The following is a 24,948-nucleotide window of genomic DNA, read 5'->3' on the forward strand; positions in this document are numbered from 1 at the left end:
TCAAAAGCTTAGCGCAACACAAAAAGTTGCGTAGATACCCATGCTGCGATAGCGGTGTATCAGTAGATGCATCCAAAGCTGATCCACCGCCATCGCAGGCAAGCCAGCGCCCACAGTTTTAATCTTTGTTGAGTTCGGTAATCGCGTTGATCAACACATTGATATCCGCCGCCGACGTCACCAGCCCCGGCGTCACTCGAATACAGGTGCCAAACGCCGCACCCGTTCGAAGGGTGGTAAACACGCCATGCTCCTTGAGCAACCGGTCCACCATCACCTGCTGATCGCGCCCTGTGAACTTGAACGCCGTGATCCCGCAATACAGGCGTGGATCATCCGGCGTCAGCACCTCAATCCCTGGTAACTCGCGCACCCGGCTCACCCACAGGTCCCGCAAGTAATTGACCCGCGCGCCCTTGGCCGCCGCGCCACCGAGGGCGCGGTGTTCTTCCAGCACCAGCGGCAAGGTCATCAGCGCCGGAAAATTCGGTGTGCTGTAGGGCGTGCGAGCGCGTACATCGGTGGCCGGGTAATGAAACTCGCCCATGTCCGGGTCGATATCGGCCAGGCGCTCCGGGGCGATGTACATAAAGCCCAAGGTCAGCGGCGCGCCGATCCATTTATGCAAATTGAAGCCGGCGAGTTGAATACCCAGATGCGCGAGGTTGAAGTCGATCTGGCCTAGGGCGTGGGCGCCATCGAGGATCACATCGACGCCATGCTCACGCGCGGCCTGGGCAATCGCCTCCACTGGCATCACCAGCCCGGTGCGATGGGTGACATGGGTCAGGGCCATCAGCTTGAGGCGCGGGTACTGAGCGAACGTATCGCGATAGGCCTGCACCAGGCTGTCAAAACTGGCCGGGTGAGTGTGAGAAATTTCAATAACCTCTACACCGCGATAGCCCGCCAACCAGCGCATCGCGCCTTTGACCGTGTCGTACTCCAGGTCGCTGATCAGCACCTGATCGCCCGGTTGCAGGCAGTTGTAGTTACGAATCAGCGACTGCAACGCTTCGGTGGCATTGCGGGTGAAGGCGACCGCCTCGGGGTCGGCATCGATCAACCCGGCCAGTTGGCGGCGGATCTCGACATGTTCACCTTGCTCGAAGCGCTGGCGCACATACAGCGAGTTGCTGCGGTTGATAAACGCAACGTGCTCCAGGTACTGCGCGCTTACAGCGCGGCTCATGCGCCCGAAGTAGCCGTTTTCCAGATTGATCGGGCCAGGCTCCATCTGATAGTGCTGGGCAATGTCCTGCCAGTGACGTTCGTTATCTGCGTTCCTTGGCATGGCGTGGGCTCTTAATGGCGAGGGGCGGGTTTACCGTGTTTTACGCGCAGCGGTTCCAAGAGCTCGGACAGGCCGTTGTGGTCGATTTCCTGCATCAAGGCCAGCAACCCGCCCAACTCGCCGTGGGGAAAACCTTCACGGGAAAACCAGTTCAGGTAGGGGCCGGGCAGGTCGGCGATGATCCGCCCTTTGTATTTGCCGAAAGGCATTTCGCGGGTGATCAGCAGTTCGAGTTTTTCGGGGTTCATGGGACTTCAGTGGTTTGAGTCGAGATCTTTGAAAATACAGGCATTCTGCATGAAGGCCAAATGACAGATCATGCAAATAACGTACATACAGATGGTTCAATAATTTTCAAGTCATTGAAATATAAAAGAAAATACTTTTTTCAAAACCTGGCACGGGCGCTGCAATCATTAAGACACGTTTATTAACCCGCACAAGGAATTGAAAAATGACTGACATCAACAAAGAATCGATCTCCGTACTCAACGACCTGATCGAGACCAGCAAAGACGGCCAGAAAGGCTTCGCGACTTGTGCTGAAGACATCAAGCACCCAGAGCTTAAAGCCCTGTTCGTGAAACGCTCCACCGACTGCGCCACCGCGGCCGCTGAACTGCAAACTGCAGTTAAAGCCCTGGGCGGCGACCCGGAAGAGTCCGGGTCGGTAGCGGGTGCTTTGCACCGTGGCTGGGTCGACGTGAAGTCGATGGTGACCGGTAAGGACGAAGAGGCTGTGCTGAACGAAGCCGAGCGCGGTGAAGACCACGCACTGCAGGCTTACAAGGAAGCGATCGAGAAGATCAACAAGCACAACCTGTTGGGCATTCGTGATCTGGTTGAGCGTCAGTTCCACGGCGCACAACGCAACCACGACCAGGTGAAAGCCCTGCGTAACCAGGCTCGCGCTCAGTCGTAAGCCCTGCTGTGTAGCGCCTGCTGTGTAAAAATGTGGGAGCGGGCTTGCTCGCGAAGACGGTGAGTCAGTCAACCTCTAAGGTGACTGATAAACCGCTTTCGCGGGCAAGCCCGCTCCCACATTTTGCTCTGTGTTGATGTCGAGATTTTGATCAGCCAATGCTGATCGGCGGCAGCTCGGTCAGGGTCACGACCTGCTGCTTGCGTGGCGCGAGGATTTCCGCCTCGCCATCGACCACCAGCTCATCGCGCTGGTTGAAGACGCGGGTGGCAATGCGTACACGAAATTTTGGCAGCTTCTCGAGGATTTCCAGACGCACGGTCAGGGTGTCGCCGATTTTTACCGGCTTCTGGAAGGTCATCTGTTGGCCGATGTAGATAGTGCCCGGCCCAGGCAGCTCGCAGGCAACAGCCGCGCTGATCAGGGCGCCGCTGAACATACCGTGGGCGATACGCTCCTTGAACATGGTCGCCTTGGCGTACTCGGCATCCAGGTGCACCGGGTTGTGGTCGCCGGACATGGCGGCGAACAACTGGATATCGCGCTCTTCGACGGTCTTGCTGTAACTGGCAGTCTGGCCGACTTCGAGGGCTTCGTACGGGGTGTTGGTAACCTGAGTCATCTAAAGGTACATCCTGTGGCTAATCGGTAATTTAATTGGATCATTTTAAATGGCTGATTTTAAAGGGTAAATTATTCGCAGCGGGTCGGCCTGCGTAACGCCAGGGCCTGTTCGAGCCACGTCAGCACATCTGCTGTGACTTCATCGCGGTTGGTTTCGTTGAACACTTCATGACGCGCCTGCGGGTAGATATTCAATTGCAGGTTCTGGCAGCCGGCCTCACGCAGCGCATGGGCCAGGTTTTTGAGACGCTTGCCTTCACTCACCGGATCACATTCGCCGCCCATCACCAGAATCGGCAGGCCCGGGTCGATCTGAGCGAGATTGGACGCTTTGCTGATTTGCTGCAAGCCGCCCAGCAGGTCGATCCATAGCTGGTTAGTGCAACGGAAGCCGCAGAGCGGGTCGTTGATGTACGTGTCGACTTCATCCGGGTCGCGGCTGAGCCAATCAAATGCGGTGCGGGTTGGCTTGAACGCCTTGTTGAACGAGCCGAATGACAAGAACTCGATCATTGCACTGCGCCCGCGCAACCCCTGGCGTGCCCGTTCAATTCGCGCGATGACACCGGCTGCGCGATACAGCGCCACCGGCTGGAAATTCGAACCGCTGAGAATCGCGCCATTCAAGCTGGCGCTGTGGTGCAACAGGTAAGCCTGGGCGATATAGCTGCCCATGCTGTGGCCCAGCAGGATGATCGGCAGGCCCGGTTGCTGCTGGCCGATGTGCTGATTGAGGCTGGCCAGGTCGCCCACCACCTTGCTCCAGCCCTCCTTCTCAGCGTACAGCCCCAGCGTCCCCTCATCGGCGGTACGACCATGGCCGCGCTGGTCCAGCGCATACAGGCCGTAGCCAACTGCGCACAAGGCCTCGGCCAGGCGTGCATAGCGGCCACTGTGCTCGGCCATGCCGTGGGACAGCATGATCATGGCCTTTGCCTCGCCTTCCGGCAGCCATTGGTTGACGTACAGGCGGCTGCGGTCATTCGCGGTCAGCCAGAAGGTGCTGTGGTTCATGGCGCTTCCTTTGCTCAGGGTCGTTGCAGTGTATAGCGCATCTGTCAGAGGCTGGTGTATCTGCCTACACGTTAGGGGCAAGATTCATACAATAAATGACACAGTTCGGTGTATTTGCCTGTTTGGTCATAGCTGCTAACGTCCCTAAAGCTCCGCTTTTACACCTTCATAAAAGCGGCCGGACATGCTCAGGTACGAGGACAAGAATAATGCAACCTGATTTCTGGAATGACAAACGCGCGGCGGGCGTTCCCAACGACATCGACCTCACCACGTATAAATCGGTGATCGAAGTGTTCGAGCGTTCCTGCAAGGCCTTTGCCGATCGTCCGGCGTTCAGCAACATGGGCATCACCCTGACCTACGCCGAGCTTGAGCGCCAGAGTGCGGCGTTCGCTGGATACCTGCAACAGCACACCGATCTCAAGCCAGGCGAGCGCATCGCGGTGCAGATGCCCAACGTGCTGCATTACCCGATTGCCGTATTCGGTGCATTGCGCGCCGGGCTGATCGTGGTCAACACCAACCCGCTGTACACCCCGCGCGAGATGCGCCACCAGTTCAAGGATGCCGGCATTCGCGCGCTGGTCTACCTCAACCTTTTCGGTTCGCGTGTGCAGGAGGTGTGTGCCGACACCGAGATCGACTACCTGATCGAAGCCAGGATGGGCGACTTCATGCCTGCCGCCAAAGGCTGGCTGATCAATACCGTGGTCGACAAAGTCAAGAAGATGGTCCCGGCCTATAACCTGCCACGCGCCGTGTCGTTCAAACGCGCCTTGCGCATGGGAGCGGGCCAGAGCCTGCCCCGGCACCCGGTGACGCTGGATGACATCGCCGTGCTGCAATACACCGGCGGCACTACTGGCCTCGCCAAGGGCGCGATGCTTACCCACCGCAACCTGGTCGCCAATATGCAACAGGTGCGGGCGTGCATGTCCCAGGTCGGTGAGAATGGCCAGCCGCTGATAAAGGAAGGGCAGGAGGTGATGATCGCGCCGCTGCCGCTGTACCACATCTATGCATTCACGGCGAATTGCATGTGCATGATGGTGACCGGCAGCCATAACGTGCTGATCACCAACCCACGGGACATCGGCGGGTTTATCAAGGAGCTGAAAAAGTGGCGGTTCTCCGGCCTGCTGGGGCTGAACACGCTGTTTGTGGCGCTGATGGACCACCCCGATTTCAAGAGCCTGGATTTCTCCCACCTCAAAATCACCAATTCTGGCGGCACGGCCTTGATCAAGGCCACGGCCGAGCGCTGGAAGGCGGTGACCGGTTGTTCCATCGGCGAAGGCTACGGCCTGACCGAAACCTCACCGGTGGCCAGCACCAACCCGTATGGCGGGCAGTCGCGCCTGGGTACTGTCGGCATTCCGGTGCCGGGCACGGCGATGAAAGTGATTGATGACGAAGGCCATGAGTTGCCGTTGGGCGAGCGCGGCGAACTGTGCATCAAGGGCCCGCAGGTGATGAAGGGCTACTGGCAGCAACCCGTCGCCACCGCCGAGACGTTGGACGCCGAAGGCTGGCTGAAAACCGGCGACATTGCCGTGATCGATAACGATGGCTACGTGAGCATTGTTGATCGTAAGAAAGACCTGATCATCGTCTCGGGCTTTAACGTGTACCCCAACGAGATCGAAGACGTGGTGATGGCACATCCAGCGGTGGCCAACTGCGCAGTGATCGGCGTGCCGGACGAGCGCACCGGGGAGGCGGTGAAGCTGTTTGTGGTGGCGCGTGCCCAAGGTGTGAGCCTCGAGGAGTTGAAGGCGTACTGCAAGACCAACTTCACCGGGTACAAGGTGCCCAAGCATATTGTGTTGCGCGAGTCGTTGCCGATGACGCCGGTGGGCAAGATATTGCGGCGCGAACTTCGCGACATCGCTTGATGTGAAATGCGCTTAAAAAATGAGGGAGCAGGCAAGCCAGCTCCCTCATTGGTATCGCGTTTAACCTGAAAAGGCCCATTCCAGAGCCATTCCTCGAGTTATAGAATTTTTGCTCTAAAAATGACTATTGGATATTCTTGAGTCATGTTTATGACTGTAGGGCCCTCTTTTGGCTCTAGGCGGCCCTTGGCAAAGCTGCTACTCTCGGCGCGCTTTGTGACTTCTCGGCCTGCTTGAAAGCGCCAGATTCACCTTAAAAAAACATACACCAATAATAATCGCATCAAATGCGATGATGAATTCGCGTCGCTGAGGAGTGGGCTTCCATGAATGAAGACTTTTGGAAGGATAAGTACCCCGCCGGGATTGCTGCAGACATCAATCCAGACGAGTATCAAAATATTCAGGCGGTACTGAAACAGTCCTGCCAGCGCTTCGCCAACAAACCGGCTTTCAGCAACCTGGGCAAGACAATCACCTACGGTGAACTGTACGAATTGTCCGGCGCTTTCGCCGCCTACCTGCAACAGCATACCGATTTGAAGCCTGGCGATCGAATCGCCGTGCAACTGCCTAACGTCCTGCAATACCCGGTGGCCGTGTTCGGCGCCATTCGTGCCGGCCTGATCGTGGTCAACACCAACCCGCTTTACACCGCGCGGGAAATGGAACACCAATTCAATGATTCCGGAGCCAAGGCCCTGGTTTGCTTGGCGAACATGGCGCACTTGGCTGAAAAAGTCGTGCCCAAGACTGCCGTCAAGCACGTGATCGTCACGGAAGTCGCTGATCTGCTGTCGCCGCTCAAGCGCCTGCTGATCAACAGCGTCATCAAGTACGTGAAGAAAATGGTCCCGGCCTATCACTTGCCCAACGCAATCAAGTTCAACGACGTGTTGGCCAAGGGGCACGGCCAAGCGGTCAACGATGTCAGCCCGGCCAGCGGCGACGTTGCCGTGCTGCAATACACTGGCGGTACCACCGGCGTGGCCAAGGGCGCGATGCTCACCCATCGCAACCTGGTCGCCAACATGCTGCAGTGCAAGGCGCTGATGGGCTCCAACCTCAATGAGGGTTGCGAGATTCTGATCACGCCGCTGCCGCTGTACCACATCTATGCCTTCACCTTTCATTGCATGGCGATGATGCTGATTGGCAACCACAACATCCTGATCAGCAACCCGCGCGACTTGCCGGCGATGGTCAAGGAACTGTCGAAGTGGAAGTTCAGCGGCTTTGTTGGCCTGAACACGTTGTTCGTGGCGCTGTGCAACAACGAAGGCTTCCGCAAGCTGGATTTCTCCGCGCTGAAAGTCACCCTGTCGGGCGGTATGGCGCTGCAATTGGCAGCCGCTGAGCGATGGAAAGACGTGACCGGTTGCAACATCTGCGAAGGTTACGGCATGACCGAGACCAGCCCGGTGGCGACGGTTAACCCGATCCAGAACATCCAGATCGGCACCATTGGCATCCCTGTGCCATCGACTGTGTGCAAAGTCATCAGCGATGACGGCGTCGAGCTGGCCCTGGGTGAAATCGGCGAGCTGTGCGTCAAAGGCCCGCAAGTGATGAAGGGCTACTGGCAGCGCGAAGACGCCACCGCGGAAATCCTCGACAGCGAAGGCTGGCTGAAGACCGGTGACATCGCGATCATCCAACCGGATGGCTACATGCGCATAGTCGACCGCAAGAAAGACATGATTCTGGTCTCCGGTTTCAACGTCTACCCCAACGAGCTGGAAGACGTGCTGGCGAGCCTGCCGGGCGTGCTGCAATGTGCGGCCATCGGCGTGCCGGATGACAAGTCCGGGGAGCACATCAAGCTCTTTATCGTAGTCAAGCCGGGGGCGACCCTGGCCAAGGACCAAGTGATGGAGCACATGCGCGCCAACGTCACCGGTTACAAGGTGCCCAAGGCGGTGGAATTCCGTGATGCGCTGCCGACCACCAACGTGGGCAAGATCCTGCGCCGTGAGCTGCGTGATGAAGAGCTGAAGAAGCTCGGCCTTAAAAAGTAAGCCAATAAAAAACCCCGCCAATGCGGGGTTTTTTATTGGCTGCTGCTGGCGAAACACTAGCTCCAGATTATTTTTACCGCGTTGTTACAGGGTGAACTGCGCGAAGCTCACGCCAGCACCCGCCGGGCGCACATCTTTCAAGAACGAATCTTTGTCCGCACTCAACTCCAGGGTGATCTCCGGCTTGCGCTTGCCTGCATTGCGCACCACCAGCCCTTCGAGTTTTTCACGCAGGAACGCCGTCGGCACTTTGAGGTGCAGCAACTGGTCGGACTCGGCGTTGTGCATCAACAAGTGAATCCACTCGTAATGGCCCACGGCAATACGGCCCACCGGCAGGTCGAACCACCAGATGTTGCGTTTTGGGTCCAAGTCGGTGAAATGGCAGTTGTTGACGCCGAGTACGGCACCGCCCAGTTCCTGGTTTCTGCGGGCGATGGCCTGTGCTTTATTGAGTTTCATAACCTTCCTACGGGATCTGTTATTCAGCGTTATAGCCTGAATGTGCCGAGCATTCTCGTGGGTTGGCTGCAAAACATAAAGCCAAACCTGCAGACGGCGATGAAATGCCCGCTGAAAAATAATTGAAACTCTCTCGAACGGCCTCGGGTCAATCTCTACGTAATGACCAAAACCCTTGATTGTTCTTTCGGAGAAATACCATGAGCAGCACATCGGATAAGGCAAAAGGTTTGAAAGATGAACTCGTCGGCAACATCAAGCAAGGCGTCGGCAAGGTCACCGGCAACGACAAAATGCGCGCTGAGGGTGTCGTGCAGGAGAAGAAAGGTCAGGTCGAAAAAGCCGTTGGTGATACCAAAGATGCGGTAAAAAAAGCCGTCAAGTAACCCTGAATCGCTGGCTGTGTTCGTACAGCCCGACGGTCATCCACGGATGGCCGTTTTTATGTCGTACGTTGCAACTAAAATTTGGTAATTGTTTCAAAGTCGCCAAGTAGGCTACTTTTGATGTAGAAAACGGCCCCTGAGTCGCCCACGACCTCACCCTTTTTGCGGCGAAAGGAGACGCTATGATTTTTCCGGTACTAGACGGCCTCAAGCTCCACAAAGTGCTGTTGCGCACCGTCAAGGAGTTCGTCGATGACGAAATGCCCACCTATGCCTCGGCACTGGCCTACCAGATGCTGTTCTCGTTGTTTCCCTTCCTGCTGTTCCTTATCGCCCTGATCGGTTTCCTGCACCTGCCGGATTTCTTCACCTGGCTGCGCATGCAGTCGGAACTGGTGTTGCCGCCCCAGGCCCTGGAACAGGTCAACCCGGTGATTGACCAGTTGCAGCAATCCAAGGGTGGCTTGCTGTCCGTCGGTATCGTGATTGCGTTGTGGACCGCCTCGGCGGGCGTTCGCCTGATGATGAGTGCGATGAACGCGGCCTACGACGTGGTCGAAGGCCGCCCGATCTGGAAACGTTTTCCGCTCTCGGTGTTCTACACCATCGGTATCGCCGGCATGCTGCTGGCCGCCGCCGCGTTGATGGTGCTGGGCCCGCAGGTGATGGAATGGCTCGCCGGGCAGATCGGCATGCAGGAATTCGTGGTCACCTTATGGACCCTCCTGCGTTGGCCGCTGATCGTTATTCTGCTGATGTTTGCCGTGGCCCTCATGTACTACGTGATGCCCGATGTGGAGCAGAAATTCCGCTTCATCACTCCAGGCTCGGTGCTCGCCGTCGTGGTGTGGATCGTTGCTTCCCTGGGCTTTGGTTACTACGTCAAAACCTTCGCCGACTACAACGCCATGTATGGCAGTATCGGTGCGATCATCGTCCTGCTCCTGTACTTCTACATTTCCGCTGCCGTGCTGTTGCTGGGCGCGGAGATGAATGCCGTGATCGAACACATGTCGGCCGAAGGCAAGGACCCGGGAGAGAAAGAGTTTGAACAAAACTCCCACACGGATGAAAAACAGCACGTCTCAGGCCTAGGCCGGGACCACTCCAAGCCCACTACCGACGAAGTCTGATTGATGATCCGTGAAATCCTGAAAATGGGCGATGAGCGCCTGCTGCGTATTGCACCGCCGGTTCCACCGGAAATGTTCGACAGCCCTGAGCTGTGGCAGTTGATTGATGACATGTTCCAGACCATGGAACATGTTGGCGGCGTCGGCCTTGCTGCCCCGCAAATTGGTGTCGATCTGCAACTGGTGATCTTTGGTTTTGAGGCCAGTGAACGCTACCCGGACGCACCGCCGGTGACGCAGACCATCCTGATCAACCCGTTGATCACGCCGCTCAGCCCAGTGCTGGAAGAGGGCTACGAAGGCTGCCTGTCTGTGCCTGGTCTGCGTGGTGCCGTGGAACGTTATCAGCAGATTCGTTACGAGGGTTTCGACCCCAAGGGCGAGCCGATTGTGCGCATCGCCGAGGGCTTCCACGCGCGGGTGGTGCAGCATGAATGCGATCACCTGATCGGCCGGTTGTACCCGTCGCGGATTACCGACTTCAGCAAGTTCGGGTTTATCGAAGTGATGTTTCCGCAGATGGACCCGACAGCGGACGAATAGCATTTCAGGCCTAATGCGATCCAAATGTGGGAGCAACTGTCCTCACCCACTATCCGTCACTGCCATTCAGTGCCGTCGTGCAGCATGGCATTCAGTCTGATGAGCAGTATTCGCATGCAGGCGATGAGCGCCACTGCCGCGCTCGTCGCCTCGCTGCCGGCCACTACGCTGGAATATTGCTGGGCAGTAATGGGGGCCCGCATAGGCCGATCACAGATTATCCGCAGTCGACCTCACCAAACGTTCTAAGCCCCAATTTTCAATCCCATGGCAATCATCGGCTTGTTACGTTTGTAGCGCACCCAGCGCTCGCTGAGCGATTGCGGCAGCACCGTGTCCTGAGTGAAACCCATGCGCTGATACACATTTTCCAAATCAGGATGGCACTGTAGCCATACGGTCCCTTCCACATTGGCCACTGCTTGCAAAATCAAGCGCGCCGCCAACCCTTGGCCGCGATACGCCGGGTCGACAAACACGCCGGTCAGCCACTGCCCATCGACCACGGGCGTGAGGCACAACCCAGCCACAATTTCGGCGTCGCGCGCCACCCACAAACGCCCGCCCTTAAGCGCCTTCATCGGCGAATTATGGCTGCGGTAAAACTTGTTCAACAGCGGCCACAGCGGCTCTGCCAGCGGTTCGAAGTGCAGTTCGGGCATGGTCTTTAAGCCAGCGTTTTCAAGGGCCGGGGATTATAAGCGCGTTCCGCCGGGCAATAGGTGGTATACCCAGTGTTACATCCCCTTTTAGTGGAGCATGCATCATGGCCAAAGGTATGGATTCAAAGAAAGCCGCGAAGAAGAAACCGGCAAAAACCGCCGATGAGAAACGCGCCGACAAGAAAGCCAAGAAGACCGAGACAGGCCTGTTCGGTCACTGAGTTACAAGCTTAGAACCCAACGATCTGCAAGATTTATCGGCCTCACTGCACAGAGCAGGAAACACCTGCTCTGAGCTGCCGATGGCCAACTACCTTGATCCGACCCAACGCAGGGAAATCGCAGCCCTGGCGCGCAGTTTTACTGCCAGAACCGAATGGCCTACCTGGCTGCTGCTGATCGGCGTGTATGCCGGCTGGTTCGCTGTGATGCTCGCCAGCCCGTGGCTGGGCTTGTGGCTGAGCACGCTGTTGCTGATTCCATTGGTGACGCTGTGGCTGTCGGTGCAACACGAATTGCTCCACGGCCATCCCACCCGATCCCTGCGGGTGAACAAACTGCTCGGCTATGCACCTTTTGCCGTGTGGTATCCCTACACGCTGTATCGCAACAGCCACCTGTTGCACCACAACGATGAAGACCTGACCCTGCCGGGCATCGACCCGGAAAGCCGCTACCTGAATCAATATCACTGGGACAACAGTTCCTTGTTCAAGCGCGGCGTGCTCTGGCTGACCAAAACCGTGCTCGGCCGCTTTGTGCTGGCGGCGCCTTTGGCGATTGGCCGCTTGGCCCGCCATGAGTTCCAGCGCCTGCCGCAGGCGTGGCCGATGTGGCTGGCCCACGGCGCCGCGACGATGCTGATGTTGAGCTTTATCGCCCACTACAGCGCGTTTCCGGTGTGGCATTACCTGCTGCTGGTCAGCGTGCCGGCCTTGTCCCTGGCCTCGATCCGTTCCTACTATGAACACCGCCCGCACCTGCAACCGGAACAGCGCACCGTGCTCAACGAAGCCGCCTGGCCGTGGACCTGGCTGTTCCTCAACAACAACCTGCACCTGGTGCACCATGACTTGCCGAAACTGCCCTGGTACTTGCTGCCCACGGTCTACCACGCCCGCCGCGAACAATGGCTGGCGCGCAGCGGTGGGTTTCTGGTGCAAGGTTACGGCCAGTTGATCCGCCGCCACGGCCTCAAGGCCATCGACAGCCCCCGGCACCCTTTTGCGTGAGAGACGACCATGAGTGACCACTACGCCGAGTTGCTGATGTACGTCGCGCCCGAAGCGGTGCAGCAGGCCAACCAGCAATGGCTGACGCGGATTTTCGAGCGCTTGAACCTCGGCCGCCGCCATGCCGATCACCTCGACCTGCAAGGTCTGTGGCTAGCGCCCGAACTGCTCGTCACGCAAACCTGCGGCTACCCGCTGATGACCCAACTGCGTGGCCAGGTGCGGGTGATCGGTCGCCCACGCTACGAGTTGGCCCACAGCAGCCTTGGCCAACATTGCAGCCTGCTGCTGACCCGCGACGACAGCCCACGTACCGCCCTGGCGGACTTCTACAACAGTCGCGGCGTGATCAATGGTTACGACTCCAACAGCGGCATGAACCTGTTGCGCGAACGCCTCGCGCCGTTGCAGCGTGACGGCCGTTTTTTTGCCAGTGTTGGCATCAGCGGCGCTCATCGCGAAAGCCTGCGCTGGCTGCGCGAAGATCGCGCCGATCTTGCCGCCATCGACAGCGTCACCTACGACTACCTCGCCCGTTTTGCCCCACAGGACGTGGCGGGCCTGCGCATCGTCACTCACAGCGCGCCGAGCCCGACCTTGCCCTACATCGGGCCGCTGCAGTTGAGCGATGAACAAGTGGCGCAGATCCGTCAGGCGATGAACCTGGCGTTGCAGGACGTGCCGCAGATCGTCGAAAGGCTGGGTATTCAAGAAGTTTTACCCGCCAGCGAAGACGACTACCGGGTGTTGTTGGACTACCAGCAAAAAGCCGCCAACGCCGGCTACCCAGACCTGCACTGATCGTTCCCCGCCGAAGCTTTTGAATAATAAGTTATATAAAAATACTCTTTAAGTATTATTGAAGAATAAGCAGCCTTGCTAGGATCGCTCCACCGGAACACCGGACATAACGCGCAACCTACTTAGATGGAGCCACTATGTCCGGCGCCGACACTTCTCACAGCGATTACGTGGGCGGACTGTTTCGCAGTCATTACGACTGGCTGTGCAGCCGTCTGCACCGCCACCTCGATTCGCGTGCCCACGCCGAAGACATTGCCGCCGAGGCCTTCGTCCAGCTCCTGAGTTCGCCGGGTGTGGTGCCTATTCGCCAACCCCGCGCATTGCTCACCACTATTTCCCAGCGCCTGATGTACCAACTGTGGCGTCGACGTGACGTGGAGCGCGCCTACCGTGACACCTTGGCCGTCGACGAACTATCCACTGTGGCGTTGCCCGAAGACCGGGCGCAAATGCTCGAAGCCCTGCAGGCCATCGACCAGTTGCTCGACGGCTTGCCGGCCAAGGTCAAGGCGACCTTCCTGCTGTCGCAACTCAATGGCCAGACTTACCTCCAGATCGCCGCCGAACTGGGGATTTCCCAGCGTTCGGTCAGTGACTACATCGCTCGCGCCCTCAACCTAACCCGACGCCTCCAACAGCCGCCGGCGCCAGACGCCAAGCCAGCCATACCGCGACCTGTCGCCGACCGCGCCGAAAGCGGCGCTCCACTGCACGCGGCTCAGTTATGACGTTTAACACAACTTGAATAGCACACTGGATCTTCTGTGTTGTTTGAAATTGATTCCCCACAAGGTTGCGCATGAAAACAATCAAAAATCTGCCCGGTGGCTCGCTATTGGCACTCACCGCCCTGGTCCTGCCAGCCCCCGCCGCGGAAGCCGTCAAACCGATCCACTTCGACGACATCACCTGGGAAAGCGGCAGCCTGATTACTGAAGTGCTGTGCTTGATCGTCGAAAAAGGCTACGGCCTGCCCACCGACACTCTGCCCGACAGCACTATGAGCCCGGAAGCCGCACTGGCTCTGCGTCCTGCTTTAACGTCGTGACGCGGAGCGTCACAAGATGCATCTCCACGCAGAGCGTGGGAACAATGAGAGGTGACAGTGATGGTTAAGTTTTTCAGCGTGATCCTGGCTTCAGTTGTGTTCTCGGCAGCTGTTTCAGCGGCCGAACCTTCCACCTTGCGCATTGGTTACCAGAAAAGCTCGGTGAGCATGGTGCTGGCCCGTGAGCACAAGCTTTTCGAAGAAGCGCTGCCCGGTACCCAAGTGCACTGGGTCGAGTTCCTCGGCGGCCCGCCGCTGATCGAAGCGCTGAACGGCGGCAGCCTGGACATCGGTAATATCGGCGACATCCCGCCGATCTTCGCCCAGGCCGCCGGCATTGACTTGCAGTACTTTGCCGTCGAGCCCAACGAGGGCAAAACCGAGGCGGTGTTGGTGCCCAAGGCCAGCACTGTTCAGAGCGTGGCCGAACTCAAGGGCAAGCGCGTGGCGCTGCTCAGGGGCTCCAGTGCGCACAACCTGTTCCTCAAAAGCCTGCTGCACGCCGGTTTGCAATGGAAGGATGTGAGCGTGGTGTACCTGTCGCCGTCTGACGGTCGCGCCGCGTTCGAACAAGGCAAGGTCGATGCCTGGGTGGTCTGGGACCCGTATTATTCGGCGGCCGTGGTCGACGGTTCGGCCCGCGTGTTAGGTGACGGCCAAGGCCTCAACCCGGCCGGCAGTTTCTTTGTGCTCAGCAGCCCGTATGCCAAGCAACACCCGCAGGCCGTCGGCATGATTATCAAGGCCCTTGCCAAAGCGCAGCGTCGGTCCTTGGATCAACCCGAGGAAAGCATCGCACTGATGGCCAACACGTTGGGCCTGCCACCGGCCGTGGTCAAAAGCTACTTCGAACACCGTTCGCCCGCGCCGATTCGTCCACTGGAAGCCATCGACATCGCCAACCAGCAGCGCACTGCCGATCTGTTTTTCGCCAACGGCCTGATCCCGAAAAAGGTCGACGTGCAACAGATCGTGTTCAAGGCCCCTTAACTGAGCATTGCACAACACCCCTGGGGCGAGCGGGCTTGCCCCGCGTTGAAGTGCATTTCAGGGCAGAGATTTTCTTTCGGCAGCTAAGGCTGCGATCACGCCCTGCCGCTGGCCAATCCGCTGCTGAAACGCCGCCAGCTTTGGCCACTGTTGCAGGTCAATATCGTGAATACCGGCCCAGCGTAGCACCACAAACAGATACGCATCCGCCACTGAATACTGCTCGCCCAGCAGATAGTCCTGGCCCTCCAACGTCTGCACCAGAATCGCAAACCGTTTGTACAACGTGGCCTGGAACATCGCCCGTACGTCGCCCTGAATCGCAGCATTAAAGAAAATCGCCAACCCGCCATGAATCTCGCTGGCGATAAAATTCAGCCACTCCTGCAAGCGCACGCGCTCCCAGCTACCATTGGCCGGGGCCAACTGGGCGGCGGGTTTCAGGTCGGCCAGGTATTGCATGATCGCACTGGCTTCGGTCAGCACTTCGCCGTTGTCCAGTTGCAGCGCTGCCACGTAGCCCTTGGGGTTGATCTGCAGAAAGTCTTCGCCGTTGGCGGTGGTTTTGGCTCTGTTGTCGACCCGCACCAAGTCGAATGGCAACGCCAATTCGCGCAGCACGATATGTGGGGCGAGGGAGCAGGCATTCGGGGAAAAATACAGTTTCATGTTGGGCCACTCTGTCGGGTTTGCGCCAGTCTCACGGGCATGGCACCTTGCGTAAAATTAAACCTTCAGACCCTATCCATAAGGACAGCTACTGCCATGATGAACCTGATGCATTGGCGTTTGCTGGTGGCGGTGGCCGACCACGGCAGCATCACGGCGGCCGCCGAGCAGGTGGGCATGACGCAATCTGCCGCCAGCCAGGCCATGGCGTCCATGGAGGCGACGCTGGGGGCGCAATTGTTTACGCGTGAGCCGCGCAAGACCTTGCCCACGGCGCTCGGGTTGAGTGTGATCGAGCAGGCGCGGGTGATGATGGGCGCGTTGCAGGTCATTCGCACAACGGTCGATGAAGCAAGGCCATTGCTGCGTGGCAGCATTCGCATCGCCAGTTTTCCGATGGTGATGGCGACCTTTCTGACGCCGTTGTTGCAGCGTTTCCGCCAGTTGAATCCGGGTATTGAGGTCACCACCTTGGAGGTCACCGACAGCGAAGTGCACACCTTGCTCGACGCAGGCCTCATCGACGTGGGCGTGGTGCTCAATCCCAAACCTGAACGCCACGCCACGCTATTGGGCCGAGACCTGTGGATGGCCGTACTGGCGACGAACCACCCGCTGGCCCAACGCGCCGTCGATGCCAGCGTGTCGCTCGAAGAGTTACTCGAACAACCTTTCGTGCTGGCTACTGGTGGTTGCACCGCGAATGCCCGTAGCCTGGCCACCGCCGCAGGGTTGAGCCTGCGCGATATCCGCGTGGAAGTGCGCGAATGGAACAGCGCCTACAGCCTTGTGCGCGAGGGCGTCGGCGTCACATTGGTGCCTGAAATGGCCTTGCCGGCGCAGCGCAATGGCCTGCGCGTGATGCCGCTGACCGTGCCGCTGCACCGCGAATTTGCCTTGGTCGGTTCACACACCCAGCCACCCTCGGCGGCGGTCAGCGCATTGTTAAAAATGCTGGCTGACTAGTGGCCTTGCATAGCGCCAAGCCCTGTCTATTCTCACCCAGAACCGTTGATGACGTTTGGTATATAAGCGTTTTGGATGGTTTTTTCCCTATGAAGGTGTGCCAGCAATAGCCAACAGAAGAATGGAATGCGCCTTTTCAGGCGCCGCGAATCTAGGGTGATCTGACCATGTTCAACCGCCATCACAAATCTGATCAGCAAGAAATCGAACGTTTTTCCTGTGCCCTCACCGAAGCCAACGCCAAACTTTCCGCTATCAGCCGCTCCATGGCGATGATCGAGTTCGACCGCAATGGCGTGATCCTCGACGCCAACCCCAACTTCTGCAAAGCCATGGGTTACAGCGTTGAGGAGATCCGCGGCAAACATCACCGGGTCTTTTGCGAAGAGGCCTACACCCACACCGAGGCCTACACCAAGCTGTGGCGTGACCTGGCAAGCGGCGAAGCCATCAGTGGCACCTTTATGCGCCTCAACAAGCGCGGCGAAGAGGTATGGCTCGAAGCCAGTTACATGCCAGTGCTGGACAGCAGTAACCAGGTGCAGAGCGTGATCAAAGTGGCGTCGGATATTTCCGCACGGGTCCACCATGAGCACGAGAACCAGAGCCTGATCGACGCCATCAGCCGCTCCATGGCGGTGATCGAGTTCACCCCGCAGGGCCAGATCATCAACGCCAACGACAACTTCCTGCGCACCGTGCAGTATTCGCGCGAAGAAATCATCGGCCAGCACCACAGCATGTTCTGCCATCGCGCCGAGGTTGAGTCACCGATATACAAGGCGTTTTGGGCGTCGCTCAACCGTGGCGAATTTCACTCTCATCGCTTTGAACGTAAGAGCAAATATGGCAAAACCCTGTTTCTGGAGGCGTCTTACAACCCGATTTTCGATACCAACGGGCGCCTTTACAAAGTGGTGAAGTTCGCCAGCGACATCACCGATCAGGTCACCACGCTGCGTACTGCCGCCGATTCGGCCCACGCTACCTCGGTACAAAACGACGCCTGTGCGCGCAAAGGTTCGGAAGTAGTTCAGCAGACCGTGCAGATCATCGAGGACATTTCCCACGACCTGAACCAAGCCGCCCAGAGCATTGATGCGGTGAACAAGCAGTCGGACATTATCGGCACCATCGTGCAGACCATCCGCAGTATCGCTGAGCAGACCAATATGCTCGCGCTCAACGCGGCTATTGAGGCTGCGCGGGCGGGCGAGCATGGGCGCGGGTTCGCGGTGGTAGCCGATGAGGTGCGCAGCCTCGCGGCACGTACCAGTCAGGCGACGGTGGAGATTGTGGATGTAGTGCGCAAGAACCACGACCTGTCGTTGAGCGCGGTGTCGAGCATGCAGTCAAGTTTGAGTCGCACGGGGCTGGGCGTTGAACTGGCAAATGAGGCGGGGCAGGTGATCCTGGAAATTCAGGAAGGCTCACGGCACGTGGTGGACGCGATCAGTCAGTTCAATTCGACATTGCAGTTGCAGTAGACGTCTTGGCGCTCGCTGTCGGCGCAGGGGCGGCAGCGAGATTTGCGATTAAGCCTACAGAGCGGTTCCACAGGGGGACGTATAAGACTCGGGTTTATTCATTGAGTAGGACGAACTATGAAGTTGCAAGGTGCCTTATTCCTGTCGCTGTGCATGCTGTCAGTCGGTGCGGTCGCAAACGATGCGGTTCTGGAAAAAATCCGCGAAAACAAACGAATGGTGATTGGTTATCCGGCTGAGGCCTTGCCTTTCTCTTATCAAGCCGGGCCAGGTGAGCCGGTTGGCTATTCCATCGATCTGTGTCGGCGTATCGCCAGTGACGTGAAGAAAAACCTCAAGCTCGATGAACTGACCTTGAGTTTCAAACCCTTGAGTTTCAAAGACCGCATCAGTGCCGTCAGCAGCGGTGCGGTGGACCTGGAGTGTGGCTCCACCACCAATACGCTGGAGCGTCAGAAGCAGGTTGATTTCAGTGTTTCAACCTTTGCAGCCTCGATCAAAGTGGTTTCCAGGGTTGGTGAGAAGCTGGACACGTTGAAGCAGCTCAATGGTCGATCCGTGGTGATCGTCGACGGCACCACGGTGGGCGAGGTGGTTAAGCAGCTCGAACAGCGCGAAGGCTGGAGCCTTAAAAAGGTCCATGCCAAGAACTTGACCGAGGGCTTCAAGTTGTTGGTCGAGAACAGAGCCGACAGCCTGGTGTTTGATGAAGTGGTGGTGGCCCCGTTAATGGCGAGCGCCGCCGAGCCTGCGCGTTATCAGTTTTTGCAGGATGTGCTGGTGGTGGAGCACCTGGCGTTGATCATGCCGAAAAATAACCCCGCGTTGAAACGGACTGTGGACACCACCCTGACGGGCTTGATGGCATCGGGGGAAGCCAAAGCACTCTATGCGAAATGGTTTGATGCGCCGATTGTGACCAAGACGCTCAATTTGAACGTACCGTTTTCGGCACAGATGGAGCAGATGTTCAGCACCCCGACAGATCAGCCGGGTAAGGCGTTGTAAGGGGATTCAGGCAAGGCGGGGAGTAGCGCTGCTCCTCGCCTCACTGCCGCGTTTTCAGATCGCAGCCAAGGTCTCTTTCACGGTCTGCGCCTGTGGGTCAGTGGTCTTTGCCGCGACTTGCTGCTCTTGCTGCTGCTTCACGCGATCGGCCACTTGCTTGGAAATGGCGTCCTGCTGTTCCTGCGGCATTGCCTGCACTTGTGCCTCAGTCAAACCCTGTTCCTTGAGCAATTGTTCGCGAATGCGTTCGGCCGGGGATTTGCTCATATAGTCGGTGAAGTCTGCGCGCGCGCTGCTGGTCGAGCCGGACGCAGGCACATCGGCGGTGGCGGTGGTTGCCGCCGTGGTGGCTTGCAATTGCACACGCGTCTTGGCGAAGGCCTCGTCGATACGGTTGTTGGCCTTGTCCAAGTCTTTCTGCGCAGCCGGCATCGTAACGCTTTGCTGCGCTACTTGTACGGCGCCGCTGTAGAGCGCGCTGGCGGCGGCGTTGGCAGGGTCCATGTCGGGTCGCTTGAGCTGTTGGACGGTCGACACAGCTTGGGTATTGTTGTTAACCAGCATGATCGGTCACCTGTGGGTATGTTTGGTGCCACAGGTGGAGCAAATAGCATGCCGGGTGTGAAATGCCCGGTTTTATTGGGGATGGCACGGCCGTCGCGGCAATAATTGTCCCGCAGGTGGCCAAGCGTTGCCGTCAGTGCGCAATATTCTCCAGTGCCAGGTTACGCGTGCGCGGCCCGAACCAACTGATGGTGATCATCACGATCAACATGCTGCTGGCAATAAACGCCAGCACGCCTGGCGTGCCCAAGTGTTCGAGGATAAAACCGATCAACAGGCTGCTGAACACCGTGGACAAGCGGCTGAACGAATAGCAGAAACCTACCGCGCGCGCGCGGATATTGGTCGGGAACAGTTCGCTTTGGTACGAGTGATAACTGAAGCTCAGCCAGGCGTTGCAGAAGGTAATCATCACCCCGCAAATCACCAGCCCCACCGCCGTGGTTTGCAGGGCAAACAGGCTGCCGAAGATCATCGCGCCCATGGCCGAGCCGACGATCTGCCACTTGTTTTCAAAGCGGTTGGCCACCTTCACAAACAGCAATGGCCCCAGCGGGTAGGCGAGGGTGATGATAAAGGCGTACAACAAACTGTGTGTCACGCTCACGCCCTGACCAGAGAGCAGCGCCGGCAACCAATTGCCGAAACCGAAAAAGCCGATGGCCTGGAACACATGGAACACAATCAGCATCAATGCGCGGCGGCGAAACGGCGGTTGCCAGATATCGGCAAAACGCCCGCTGCCTTGCACGCTGACGGCTTCGGGTTCGGGCTCATCCAGCGGTTTGCCATGATCGCGTCGGCAGCGTGCTTCTAGGCTGTCCATGATTTGCCCGGCTTCGTCAAAGCGGCCCTTCTGTGCCAGCCAGCGCGGTGATTCCGGCAGGCGTTTGCGCAGTTGCCAGATAAACAGCGCAAACACCGCACTGCTCAGCACCACCCAGCGCCAGCCGGAGACGCCGAACGGCGCCTGTGGCACCAGCCACCACGACATCAACGCCACCGCCGGTACGGACAAAAACTGGATGAAAAACGCAAAGGCGAACGCCGAGCTGCGCATGCGTTTGGGCACCAGTTCCGAGAGGTAGGCGTCGATGGTCACCAGTTCAATCCCTAAGCCAATGCCCACCAGAAAGCGCATGCCGATGATGCCCAAGGCGGACGTCTGAATGCCCATCAACACGGTGGCGACGGTGTACCAGATCAACGCAAAGGTGAAGATTGCGCGGCGTCCGAAACGGTCGGCGATGGGGCTGAGCAGGCTGGCGCCGAGGAACAGGCCCAGAAAGGTCGCCGAGGCAAATGCCGCCTGGTCGGAGAAGCCGAATACGCCTTCGCTGGCGGTGTGGAAAATCCCGTTGCTGATCAGGCCGGGGCTGATGTAGGCGGTTTGGAACAGGTCATACAGCTCGAAAAAACCGCCGATCGACAGCAGCGCCACCAGGCGCCAGAGTGTGGCAACGGCGGGCAGACGGTCAATGCGTGCGCTGATATGGGCGGCACGGATCGGGTCGATGCCGTTCGTGGCTGAGGCGGTGAGTGTCGACATGGGGCGGATTCCAGGGGCAGTGACCTGGAATTTTAGCGGGCTAACGGAAATCGGTGTGTGTGAAGTGGCGTGCGACAGGCCACAGATTCGCCGATTTATTGCGCCAGGGTGCCAGGTTTTAAGGTTTTATGGCGCACGGGCTCAGTAAGTGATGGGTATTTCGAAGGTCTGGAACGCGTCATCCAACGGCTGATAGCCCAGTATCCGCGTGGTCTCACTCAAGTCCAGGCGCTTGAAGCGGTTATTGGAAATGCCATGGGCGATCAGGTGCTTGACCCCTTCGGTCTCCACCGAGCGTTGCAGCAGTTGCACGGCATCACGTGGGCTGAGCCAGGCGCTGAGGTCGCGGGCGTTGTTCAGGTCGTGAGTTTCGGGGAATTCGAAGGCGCCAATGCGCAGTGCAATCGTCGACAACGGTGTCTTGGCTGCGTAATAGCTGCACAGTGCCTCGCCGTAGCATTTGCTCACGCCGTACAGGTTGGCGGGCATCACTTGCATACCTGACGTGATTTGGCGGTCCACCGGATAGCCTTCGATGGTTTGTGCGCTGCTGGCGAATACCAGGCGTTTAACCCCGGCGGCTACGGCGGCTTCGAACAAGTGGGTGGTGGCGAGGATGTTGTTCGGCAGCAATTCGTCGAATGAGGCGCTCGCGTGGGGAATGCCCGACAGGTGAACGATCACGTCGATGCCGTCGAGCAGAGCGGCCAAGCTGGATTTATCGTTAAGGTCGGCGTGCACAAAACGGTGCTCGCCGGTTGCAAAGTCCGGCGCGAGACGGTCAGTGAGGGTAAAGCGGTAGCGGTCTTTCGAGGCTTCGAAAAACGTCTTGCCGATTCTGCCGCAGGCGCCGGTGAGCAATACGTTGAGTCCTTTCACGAGGTTGTCCTTGTATTAGTTATGACCGTCGAGGGCGAAAGTCTTGAAGCCTGGGCGCTGGCCGAGGCGCTGGTAGTAGGCCGCCACCGCAGGGTAGGGCGGGCGCTCCATGGGCGTGTTCTGCCAACGGTGCACCGAGAGGCCGATGAGGATATCGGCGAGGGTGAATTCATCGCCGGCCACATACGCGCCCGTTTTAGCCAGTTGGCGTTCAAGCAGGCCCATCTTGTCATTCCACCGGTGTACAGCGGCGGTAATCTGCGCGGCGTCCAGGCCGTCCGGGTTGTTGCGTACCAGCGCGGTGAAAGCATCGCCCCAGGCGCGGTTGAGTTCCACGGCTTGCCAGTCCACCCATTGCTCGATTCGCGCACGGGGCGCGGGTTCGACGGGTAGCAGGTCAGTGCGTTGGTAAAGGCCGATTAAGTAGCGACAGATGGTGTTGGATTCCCACAGCACACCATGGTCGTCGATCAGTACCGGCACTTGGGCGTTGGGGTTCAGGGCGAGGAATTCAGGCAACTGGGTGGGCTTGAAGCCGATGCCCCAGTCTTCGCGTACATAGTCGATGCCCAGTTCCTGGCAGGTCCAGAGCACTTTGCGCACGTTGATGGAGGACGTGCGGCCGAGAATTTTCAGTGAGTGTCCCATGGTACTTCCCTGACGATGGTGAATGACCAATCTAGCAGGGGACAGGAGCGACAGCGAGGGAGATAAGTGCACACGGTCCAAATGCGGGAGCGGGCTTACTCGCGAAGGCGGTGTGCCAGTCACCAACTGCATCAACTGACACACCGCTTCGCTTTTGCTTTTGATCTAATCACTCAGGTTTGGGCTCCTTTCAAAAGTGACCCGCCGTAAGGGCGGAACCCATGTCAGCCGCGACCCAAACACCGGATATGTACTCAGCGCCCCCCGACAACCACAGCACTCATACAGGTAGATACCGTTGGCCATCGCAGGCAAGCCAGTCCCCACAGTTTGATTGTGTTCGGCCGTTAGAAAATCAGCTGCTCTCGCGCACCTGCAACTCAAACCCCATGTCCACCACCGGCTTGGCAATTTTGTTGCCCGCCATGATCGTCAATAAATGCTCCGCCGCACGCCGCCCAATCGCTTCACGCGGTGTGCTGATGCTGCTCAAGCGCGGCACCATGAACGACGACGCTGGCAAGTCGTTAAAGCCTAGCACCGCCACGCGCTCCGGCACGTTGATACCGTGGCGCATGGCCTCCAGCAGTGCGCCCTGGGCCAAGTCGTCGTTGCCAAAGAAGATCGCATCCACATCCGGGTGGGCTGCCAGCAGTTGCAAAAACAACTCGCCACCCAGGCCGACGGAGGAGGGGCGCGGCGTCAGCAGTTCCAGCGCCGGGTCGTACAGGCCAGCCTGTTGCAGCGCACGACGAAAGCCTTCACCGCGCAGCAACGTACGCTGGTCCAACTGCGCGCCGATATACGCCAGGCGCTTACGCCCGCGCGAGATCAGATGCGCAGCCGCTGTTTCGCCCGCGGCCAATTGCGAGAAGCCCACACAGTTCACGCCGGCGTTGGGGTCCAGGTCCATCATGTACACACACGGCACATTACTGGCCTCGACCATCCGTCGCGCGCTTTCAGTGCGGTCAAACCCAGTCAGCAGCAAACCGCGTGGCTGGTAGGCCATGTAGTTGCGCAGCAGGTTTTCTTCTTCGTCGCGCGAATAGTGGGAGTTGCCGATCAGCACTTCAAAGCCCTTGGGCCGCAGCACTTGGTGGATGGCTTCGAGGGTTTCGATAAACAGCAGGTTGGACAGCGACGGCACAATGACCACCACCGAATGGCTTTGCGCCGAGGCTAGGGCGCGGGCGGCGGGGTTGACCACGTAGTTGAGTTCGGCGGCGGCCAGTTGCACTTTTTCCACCAGTTCGGTGGCGACGGTGCTGACGCCACGCAAGGCGCGCGAAGCGGTAATCGGGCTGACGCCGGCCAGACGGGCTACTTCATTCAAGGTCGGGCGACCGGTGGTGCGGGTATTTTTATCGTTCTTGGAGGTCATCAGGCAGTTGCCAAACAAAAATCGAGGCACTAAGGTAGCGCTGTCTCCAAAAGGCTGCAAATGCTTGAACACAGGGTTGCCTGATCCGGTTCAACGGTTTTGGAGAGGATGCACGCGTCACTCCATAAAAATGACAAGTCGGCGCGGGAAAAGCCTGTTTTTGCACTAGCCTTACAGCGTGCAAAGGTAGCGCTATCTGCGTCCTGAGGTGTTTCATGAGTCAACCTGTTACCGCCCTGGTCATCATGGGTGTTTCCGGCTGTGGCAAGTCCAGCGTCAGCGAAGCCCTGTGCCGCCTGAACGGCGCCACCGCCATTGAAGGCGACAGCTTTCACCCCGCTGCGAACATCGAGAAGATGAGCGCCGGCCACCCCCTCAACGACGACGACCGCGCCGGCTGGCTCGACATTCTGTGCGATGAACTGCGGCGCTCGCTCAAGGCTGGTGAGCATCCCGTGCTCACCTGCTCAGCGCTGAAGAAAAAATACCGCGACCACCTGCGCGAAGCCGCGCCGGGCCTAGGCTTTGTGTTCCTGGAACTGACCCGCGCCGTAGCCGCTGACCGTGTGTCTCATCGTCCTGGCCATTTCATGCCAGCAAGCCTCATCGACAGCCAGTTCGCCACCCTTGAATCGCCCGTAGGCGAACCGCTGACCCTGACGCTCAACGCCAGCGAAGACAGCGTCGAGGACCTGGCCGAGCAAACCAACGCTTGGTGGCTGCAGCACGGCTTTGAACCAACTCATTAATTTTTTGCCGGAAAG

At 58.5% G+C, this 24,948-nt stretch carries 25 protein-coding genes and 3 pseudogenes; 16 read left to right on the forward strand and 12 right to left on the reverse strand.

Features of this window, described 5'->3' with window-relative positions:
* Positions 1-118: 118 nt before the first annotated feature.
* Entirely contained in the window at positions 119-1,294 is a 1,176-nt protein-coding gene (locus tag FW764_RS26900) for an aminotransferase class V-fold PLP-dependent enzyme (RefSeq protein WP_446436537.1), read from the reverse strand.
* An 11-nt stretch (positions 1,295-1,305) separates the two neighbouring features.
* Positions 1,306-1,542 (reverse strand): DUF3820 family protein, encoded by a 237-nt coding sequence (locus tag FW764_RS26905; RefSeq protein ID WP_446436538.1) that lies wholly within the window; start codon positions 1,540-1,542, stop codon positions 1,306-1,308.
* A gap of 206 nt (positions 1,543-1,748) precedes the next feature.
* Here FW764_RS26905 and FW764_RS26910 point away from each other — a divergent pair, with 206 nt between their 5' ends.
* Positions 1,749-2,216, forward strand: coding sequence for a ferritin-like domain-containing protein (locus FW764_RS26910; RefSeq protein ID WP_446436539.1), 468 nt, complete (start codon positions 1,749-1,751; stop codon positions 2,214-2,216).
* Positions 2,217-2,367: 151 nt separating this feature from the next.
* Here FW764_RS26910 and FW764_RS26915 read toward each other — a convergent pair whose 3' ends face one another.
* Positions 2,368-2,838, reverse strand: coding sequence for a MaoC family dehydratase (locus FW764_RS26915; protein ID WP_024077080.1), 471 nt, complete (start codon positions 2,836-2,838; stop codon positions 2,368-2,370).
* Positions 2,839-2,909: 71 nt separating this feature from the next.
* The gene (locus tag FW764_RS26920; protein WP_446436540.1) at positions 2,910-3,854 is read right to left on the reverse strand and encodes an alpha/beta hydrolase; all 945 of its coding nucleotides are present in this window, start codon (positions 3,852-3,854) and stop codon (positions 2,910-2,912) included.
* Between the two features lie 209 nt (positions 3,855-4,063).
* Here FW764_RS26920 and fadD2 point away from each other — a divergent pair, with 209 nt between their 5' ends.
* Both fadD2 and fadD1 read left to right on the forward strand, forming a co-directional pair.
* Positions 4,064-5,752 carry a long-chain-fatty-acid--CoA ligase FadD2 gene (fadD2, locus tag FW764_RS26925; protein WP_446436541.1) on the forward strand — a complete coding sequence of 563 codons (1,689 nt, stop codon included), beginning with the start codon at positions 4,064-4,066 and terminating at the stop codon, positions 5,750-5,752.
* A 326-nt stretch (positions 5,753-6,078) separates the two neighbouring features.
* Entirely contained in the window at positions 6,079-7,770 is a 1,692-nt protein-coding gene (gene fadD1, locus FW764_RS26930; protein WP_446436542.1) for a long-chain-fatty-acid--CoA ligase FadD1, read from the forward strand.
* Positions 7,771-7,854: 84 nt separating this feature from the next.
* Here fadD1 and FW764_RS26935 read toward each other — a convergent pair whose 3' ends face one another.
* Positions 7,855-8,232 carry a hypothetical protein gene (locus tag FW764_RS26935; RefSeq protein WP_446436543.1) on the reverse strand — a complete coding sequence of 126 codons (378 nt, stop codon included), beginning with the start codon at positions 8,230-8,232 and terminating at the stop codon, positions 7,855-7,857.
* A gap of 200 nt (positions 8,233-8,432) precedes the next feature.
* On the opposite strand from FW764_RS26935, the gene FW764_RS26940 reads away from it, so the two are divergent.
* The 3 genes from FW764_RS26940 to def all read left to right on the forward strand — a co-directional run bounded on the left by FW764_RS26940 (position 8,433) and on the right by def (position 10,294).
* Positions 8,433-8,618 (forward strand): CsbD family protein, encoded by a 186-nt coding sequence (locus tag FW764_RS26940; RefSeq protein ID WP_446436544.1) that lies wholly within the window; start codon positions 8,433-8,435, stop codon positions 8,616-8,618.
* A gap of 182 nt (positions 8,619-8,800) precedes the next feature.
* The gene (locus FW764_RS26945; RefSeq protein WP_446436545.1) at positions 8,801-9,751 is read left to right on the forward strand and encodes a YihY/virulence factor BrkB family protein; all 951 of its coding nucleotides are present in this window, start codon (positions 8,801-8,803) and stop codon (positions 9,749-9,751) included.
* Positions 9,752-9,754: 3 nt separating this feature from the next.
* Positions 9,755-10,294 (forward strand): peptide deformylase, encoded by a 540-nt coding sequence (gene def / locus FW764_RS26950; protein ID WP_446436546.1) that lies wholly within the window; start codon positions 9,755-9,757, stop codon positions 10,292-10,294.
* A 245-nt stretch (positions 10,295-10,539) separates the two neighbouring features.
* On the opposite strand, the gene FW764_RS26955 is transcribed toward def, so the two are convergent.
* Positions 10,540-10,956 (reverse strand): GNAT family N-acetyltransferase, encoded by a 417-nt coding sequence (locus FW764_RS26955; protein ID WP_446436547.1) that lies wholly within the window; start codon positions 10,954-10,956, stop codon positions 10,540-10,542.
* Positions 10,957-11,258: 302 nt separating this feature from the next.
* On the opposite strand from FW764_RS26955, the gene FW764_RS26960 reads away from it, so the two are divergent.
* The 5 genes and pseudogenes from FW764_RS26960 (at position 11,259) to FW764_RS26980 (ending at position 15,030) form a co-directional block, all read left to right on the forward strand.
* A complete protein-coding gene (locus FW764_RS26960; RefSeq protein ID WP_446436548.1) occupies positions 11,259-12,188 on the forward strand; it encodes a fatty acid desaturase in 930 nt (309 codons plus the stop codon).
* Between the two features lie 9 nt (positions 12,189-12,197).
* Positions 12,198-12,989: a phosphate/phosphite/phosphonate ABC transporter substrate-binding protein gene (locus FW764_RS26965; RefSeq protein ID WP_446436549.1), complete on the forward strand. Its 792-nt coding sequence runs from the start codon at positions 12,198-12,200 to the stop codon at positions 12,987-12,989.
* A gap of 137 nt (positions 12,990-13,126) precedes the next feature.
* Entirely contained in the window at positions 13,127-13,720 is a 594-nt protein-coding gene (locus tag FW764_RS26970) for a sigma-70 family RNA polymerase sigma factor (RefSeq protein WP_446436550.1), read from the forward strand.
* A 71-nt stretch (positions 13,721-13,791) separates the two neighbouring features.
* Positions 13,792-14,016: pseudogene (locus FW764_RS26975) on the forward strand (ABC transporter substrate-binding protein); the annotation flags it as partial.
* Between the two features lie 84 nt (positions 14,017-14,100).
* A complete protein-coding gene (locus FW764_RS26980) occupies positions 14,101-15,030 on the forward strand; it encodes an aliphatic sulfonate ABC transporter substrate-binding protein (protein ID WP_446436551.1) in 930 nt (309 codons plus the stop codon).
* Positions 15,031-15,087: 57 nt separating this feature from the next.
* On the opposite strand, the gene gstA is transcribed toward FW764_RS26980, so the two are convergent.
* Positions 15,088-15,699: a glutathione transferase GstA gene (gstA, locus tag FW764_RS26985; RefSeq protein ID WP_446436552.1), complete on the reverse strand. Its 612-nt coding sequence runs from the start codon at positions 15,697-15,699 to the stop codon at positions 15,088-15,090.
* Between the two features lie 96 nt (positions 15,700-15,795).
* Between gstA and FW764_RS26990 the strand changes: the two genes are divergently transcribed.
* The 4 genes and pseudogenes from FW764_RS26990 (at position 15,796) to FW764_RS27005 (ending at position 19,160) form a co-directional block, all read left to right on the forward strand.
* Complete coding sequence (locus FW764_RS26990; RefSeq protein ID WP_446436553.1) at positions 15,796-16,665, forward strand: LysR family transcriptional regulator; 870 nt, start codon at positions 15,796-15,798, stop codon at positions 16,663-16,665.
* Between the two features lie 272 nt (positions 16,666-16,937).
* Positions 16,938-17,561, forward strand: a pseudogene (locus tag FW764_RS26995) (PAS domain-containing protein); the annotation flags it as partial.
* Positions 17,562-17,750: 189 nt separating this feature from the next.
* A pseudogene (locus tag FW764_RS27000) lies at positions 17,751-18,152 on the forward strand (methyl-accepting chemotaxis protein); the annotation flags it as partial.
* 117 nt (positions 18,153-18,269) lie between these two features.
* A complete protein-coding gene (locus FW764_RS27005) occupies positions 18,270-19,160 on the forward strand; it encodes an amino acid ABC transporter substrate-binding protein (protein ID WP_446436554.1) in 891 nt (296 codons plus the stop codon).
* A 54-nt stretch (positions 19,161-19,214) separates the two neighbouring features.
* On the opposite strand, the gene FW764_RS27010 is transcribed toward FW764_RS27005, so the two are convergent.
* From FW764_RS27010 to FW764_RS27030, 5 genes are all read right to left on the reverse strand, one after another.
* Entirely contained in the window at positions 19,215-19,724 is a 510-nt protein-coding gene (locus tag FW764_RS27010) for a hypothetical protein (protein WP_446436555.1), read from the reverse strand.
* A 133-nt stretch (positions 19,725-19,857) separates the two neighbouring features.
* Positions 19,858-21,273, reverse strand: a complete 1,416-nt coding sequence (locus FW764_RS27015; RefSeq protein ID WP_446436556.1) for an MFS transporter — start codon at positions 21,271-21,273, stop codon at positions 19,858-19,860.
* 141 nt (positions 21,274-21,414) lie between these two features.
* Positions 21,415-22,152 carry an NAD-dependent epimerase/dehydratase family protein gene (locus tag FW764_RS27020; RefSeq protein ID WP_446436557.1) on the reverse strand — a complete coding sequence of 246 codons (738 nt, stop codon included), beginning with the start codon at positions 22,150-22,152 and terminating at the stop codon, positions 21,415-21,417.
* Between the two features lie 15 nt (positions 22,153-22,167).
* Positions 22,168-22,800 (reverse strand): glutathione S-transferase family protein, encoded by a 633-nt coding sequence (locus FW764_RS27025; protein ID WP_446436558.1) that lies wholly within the window; start codon positions 22,798-22,800, stop codon positions 22,168-22,170.
* A 355-nt stretch (positions 22,801-23,155) separates the two neighbouring features.
* Positions 23,156-24,187 (reverse strand): LacI family DNA-binding transcriptional regulator, encoded by a 1,032-nt coding sequence (locus tag FW764_RS27030; RefSeq protein ID WP_446436574.1) that lies wholly within the window; start codon positions 24,185-24,187, stop codon positions 23,156-23,158.
* Positions 24,188-24,399: 212 nt separating this feature from the next.
* Here FW764_RS27030 and FW764_RS27035 point away from each other — a divergent pair, with 212 nt between their 5' ends.
* The gene (locus FW764_RS27035; RefSeq protein WP_446436559.1) at positions 24,400-24,933 is read left to right on the forward strand and encodes a gluconokinase; all 534 of its coding nucleotides are present in this window, start codon (positions 24,400-24,402) and stop codon (positions 24,931-24,933) included.
* The last annotated feature ends 15 nt before the right edge of the window (positions 24,934-24,948 follow it).

The sequence above is a fragment of the Pseudomonas sp. 1152_12 genome (genome assembly GCF_052850675.1).

What these genes read in the sequence shown, in the direction of transcription:
- FW764_RS27035 (WP_446436559.1), top strand. Translation starts at nt 24,400, where the DNA reads ATGAGTCAACCTGTTACCGCCCTGGTCATCATGGGTGTTTCCGGCTGT.
- FW764_RS26990 (WP_446436553.1), top strand. Translation starts at nt 15,796, where the DNA reads ATGATGAACCTGATGCATTGGCGTTTGCTGGTGGCGGTGGCCGACCAC.
- FW764_RS27015 (WP_446436556.1), bottom strand. Translation starts at nt 21,273, where the DNA reads ATGTCGACACTCACCGCCTCAGCCACGAACGGCATCGACCCGATCCGT.
- FW764_RS26935 (WP_446436543.1), bottom strand. Translation starts at nt 8,232, where the DNA reads ATGAAACTCAATAAAGCACAGGCCATCGCCCGCAGAAACCAGGAACTG.
- gstA (WP_446436552.1), bottom strand. Translation starts at nt 15,699, where the DNA reads ATGAAACTGTATTTTTCCCCGAATGCCTGCTCCCTCGCCCCACATATC.
- FW764_RS26905 (WP_446436538.1), bottom strand. Translation starts at nt 1,542, where the DNA reads ATGAACCCCGAAAAACTCGAACTGCTGATCACCCGCGAAATGCCTTTC.
- FW764_RS26965 (WP_446436549.1), top strand. Translation starts at nt 12,198, where the DNA reads ATGAGTGACCACTACGCCGAGTTGCTGATGTACGTCGCGCCCGAAGCG.
- FW764_RS26900 (WP_446436537.1), bottom strand. Translation starts at nt 1,294, where the DNA reads ATGCCAAGGAACGCAGATAACGAACGTCACTGGCAGGACATTGCCCAG.
- FW764_RS26920 (WP_446436540.1), bottom strand. Translation starts at nt 3,854, where the DNA reads ATGAACCACAGCACCTTCTGGCTGACCGCGAATGACCGCAGCCGCCTG.
- FW764_RS26980 (WP_446436551.1), top strand. Translation starts at nt 14,101, where the DNA reads ATGGTTAAGTTTTTCAGCGTGATCCTGGCTTCAGTTGTGTTCTCGGCA.
- FW764_RS26915 (WP_024077080.1), bottom strand. Translation starts at nt 2,838, where the DNA reads ATGACTCAGGTTACCAACACCCCGTACGAAGCCCTCGAAGTCGGCCAG.
- FW764_RS26910 (WP_446436539.1), top strand. Translation starts at nt 1,749, where the DNA reads ATGACTGACATCAACAAAGAATCGATCTCCGTACTCAACGACCTGATC.
- fadD1 (WP_446436542.1), top strand. Translation starts at nt 6,079, where the DNA reads ATGAATGAAGACTTTTGGAAGGATAAGTACCCCGCCGGGATTGCTGCA.
- def (WP_446436546.1), top strand. Translation starts at nt 9,755, where the DNA reads ATGATCCGTGAAATCCTGAAAATGGGCGATGAGCGCCTGCTGCGTATT.
- FW764_RS26970 (WP_446436550.1), top strand. Translation starts at nt 13,127, where the DNA reads ATGTCCGGCGCCGACACTTCTCACAGCGATTACGTGGGCGGACTGTTT.
- FW764_RS26960 (WP_446436548.1), top strand. Translation starts at nt 11,259, where the DNA reads ATGGCCAACTACCTTGATCCGACCCAACGCAGGGAAATCGCAGCCCTG.
- FW764_RS26955 (WP_446436547.1), bottom strand. Translation starts at nt 10,956, where the DNA reads ATGCCCGAACTGCACTTCGAACCGCTGGCAGAGCCGCTGTGGCCGCTG.
- FW764_RS26940 (WP_446436544.1), top strand. Translation starts at nt 8,433, where the DNA reads ATGAGCAGCACATCGGATAAGGCAAAAGGTTTGAAAGATGAACTCGTC.
- fadD2 (WP_446436541.1), top strand. Translation starts at nt 4,064, where the DNA reads ATGCAACCTGATTTCTGGAATGACAAACGCGCGGCGGGCGTTCCCAAC.
- FW764_RS27005 (WP_446436554.1), top strand. Translation starts at nt 18,270, where the DNA reads ATGAAGTTGCAAGGTGCCTTATTCCTGTCGCTGTGCATGCTGTCAGTC.
- FW764_RS26945 (WP_446436545.1), top strand. Translation starts at nt 8,801, where the DNA reads ATGATTTTTCCGGTACTAGACGGCCTCAAGCTCCACAAAGTGCTGTTG.
- FW764_RS27025 (WP_446436558.1), bottom strand. Translation starts at nt 22,800, where the DNA reads ATGGGACACTCACTGAAAATTCTCGGCCGCACGTCCTCCATCAACGTG.
- FW764_RS27010 (WP_446436555.1), bottom strand. Translation starts at nt 19,724, where the DNA reads ATGCTGGTTAACAACAATACCCAAGCTGTGTCGACCGTCCAACAGCTC.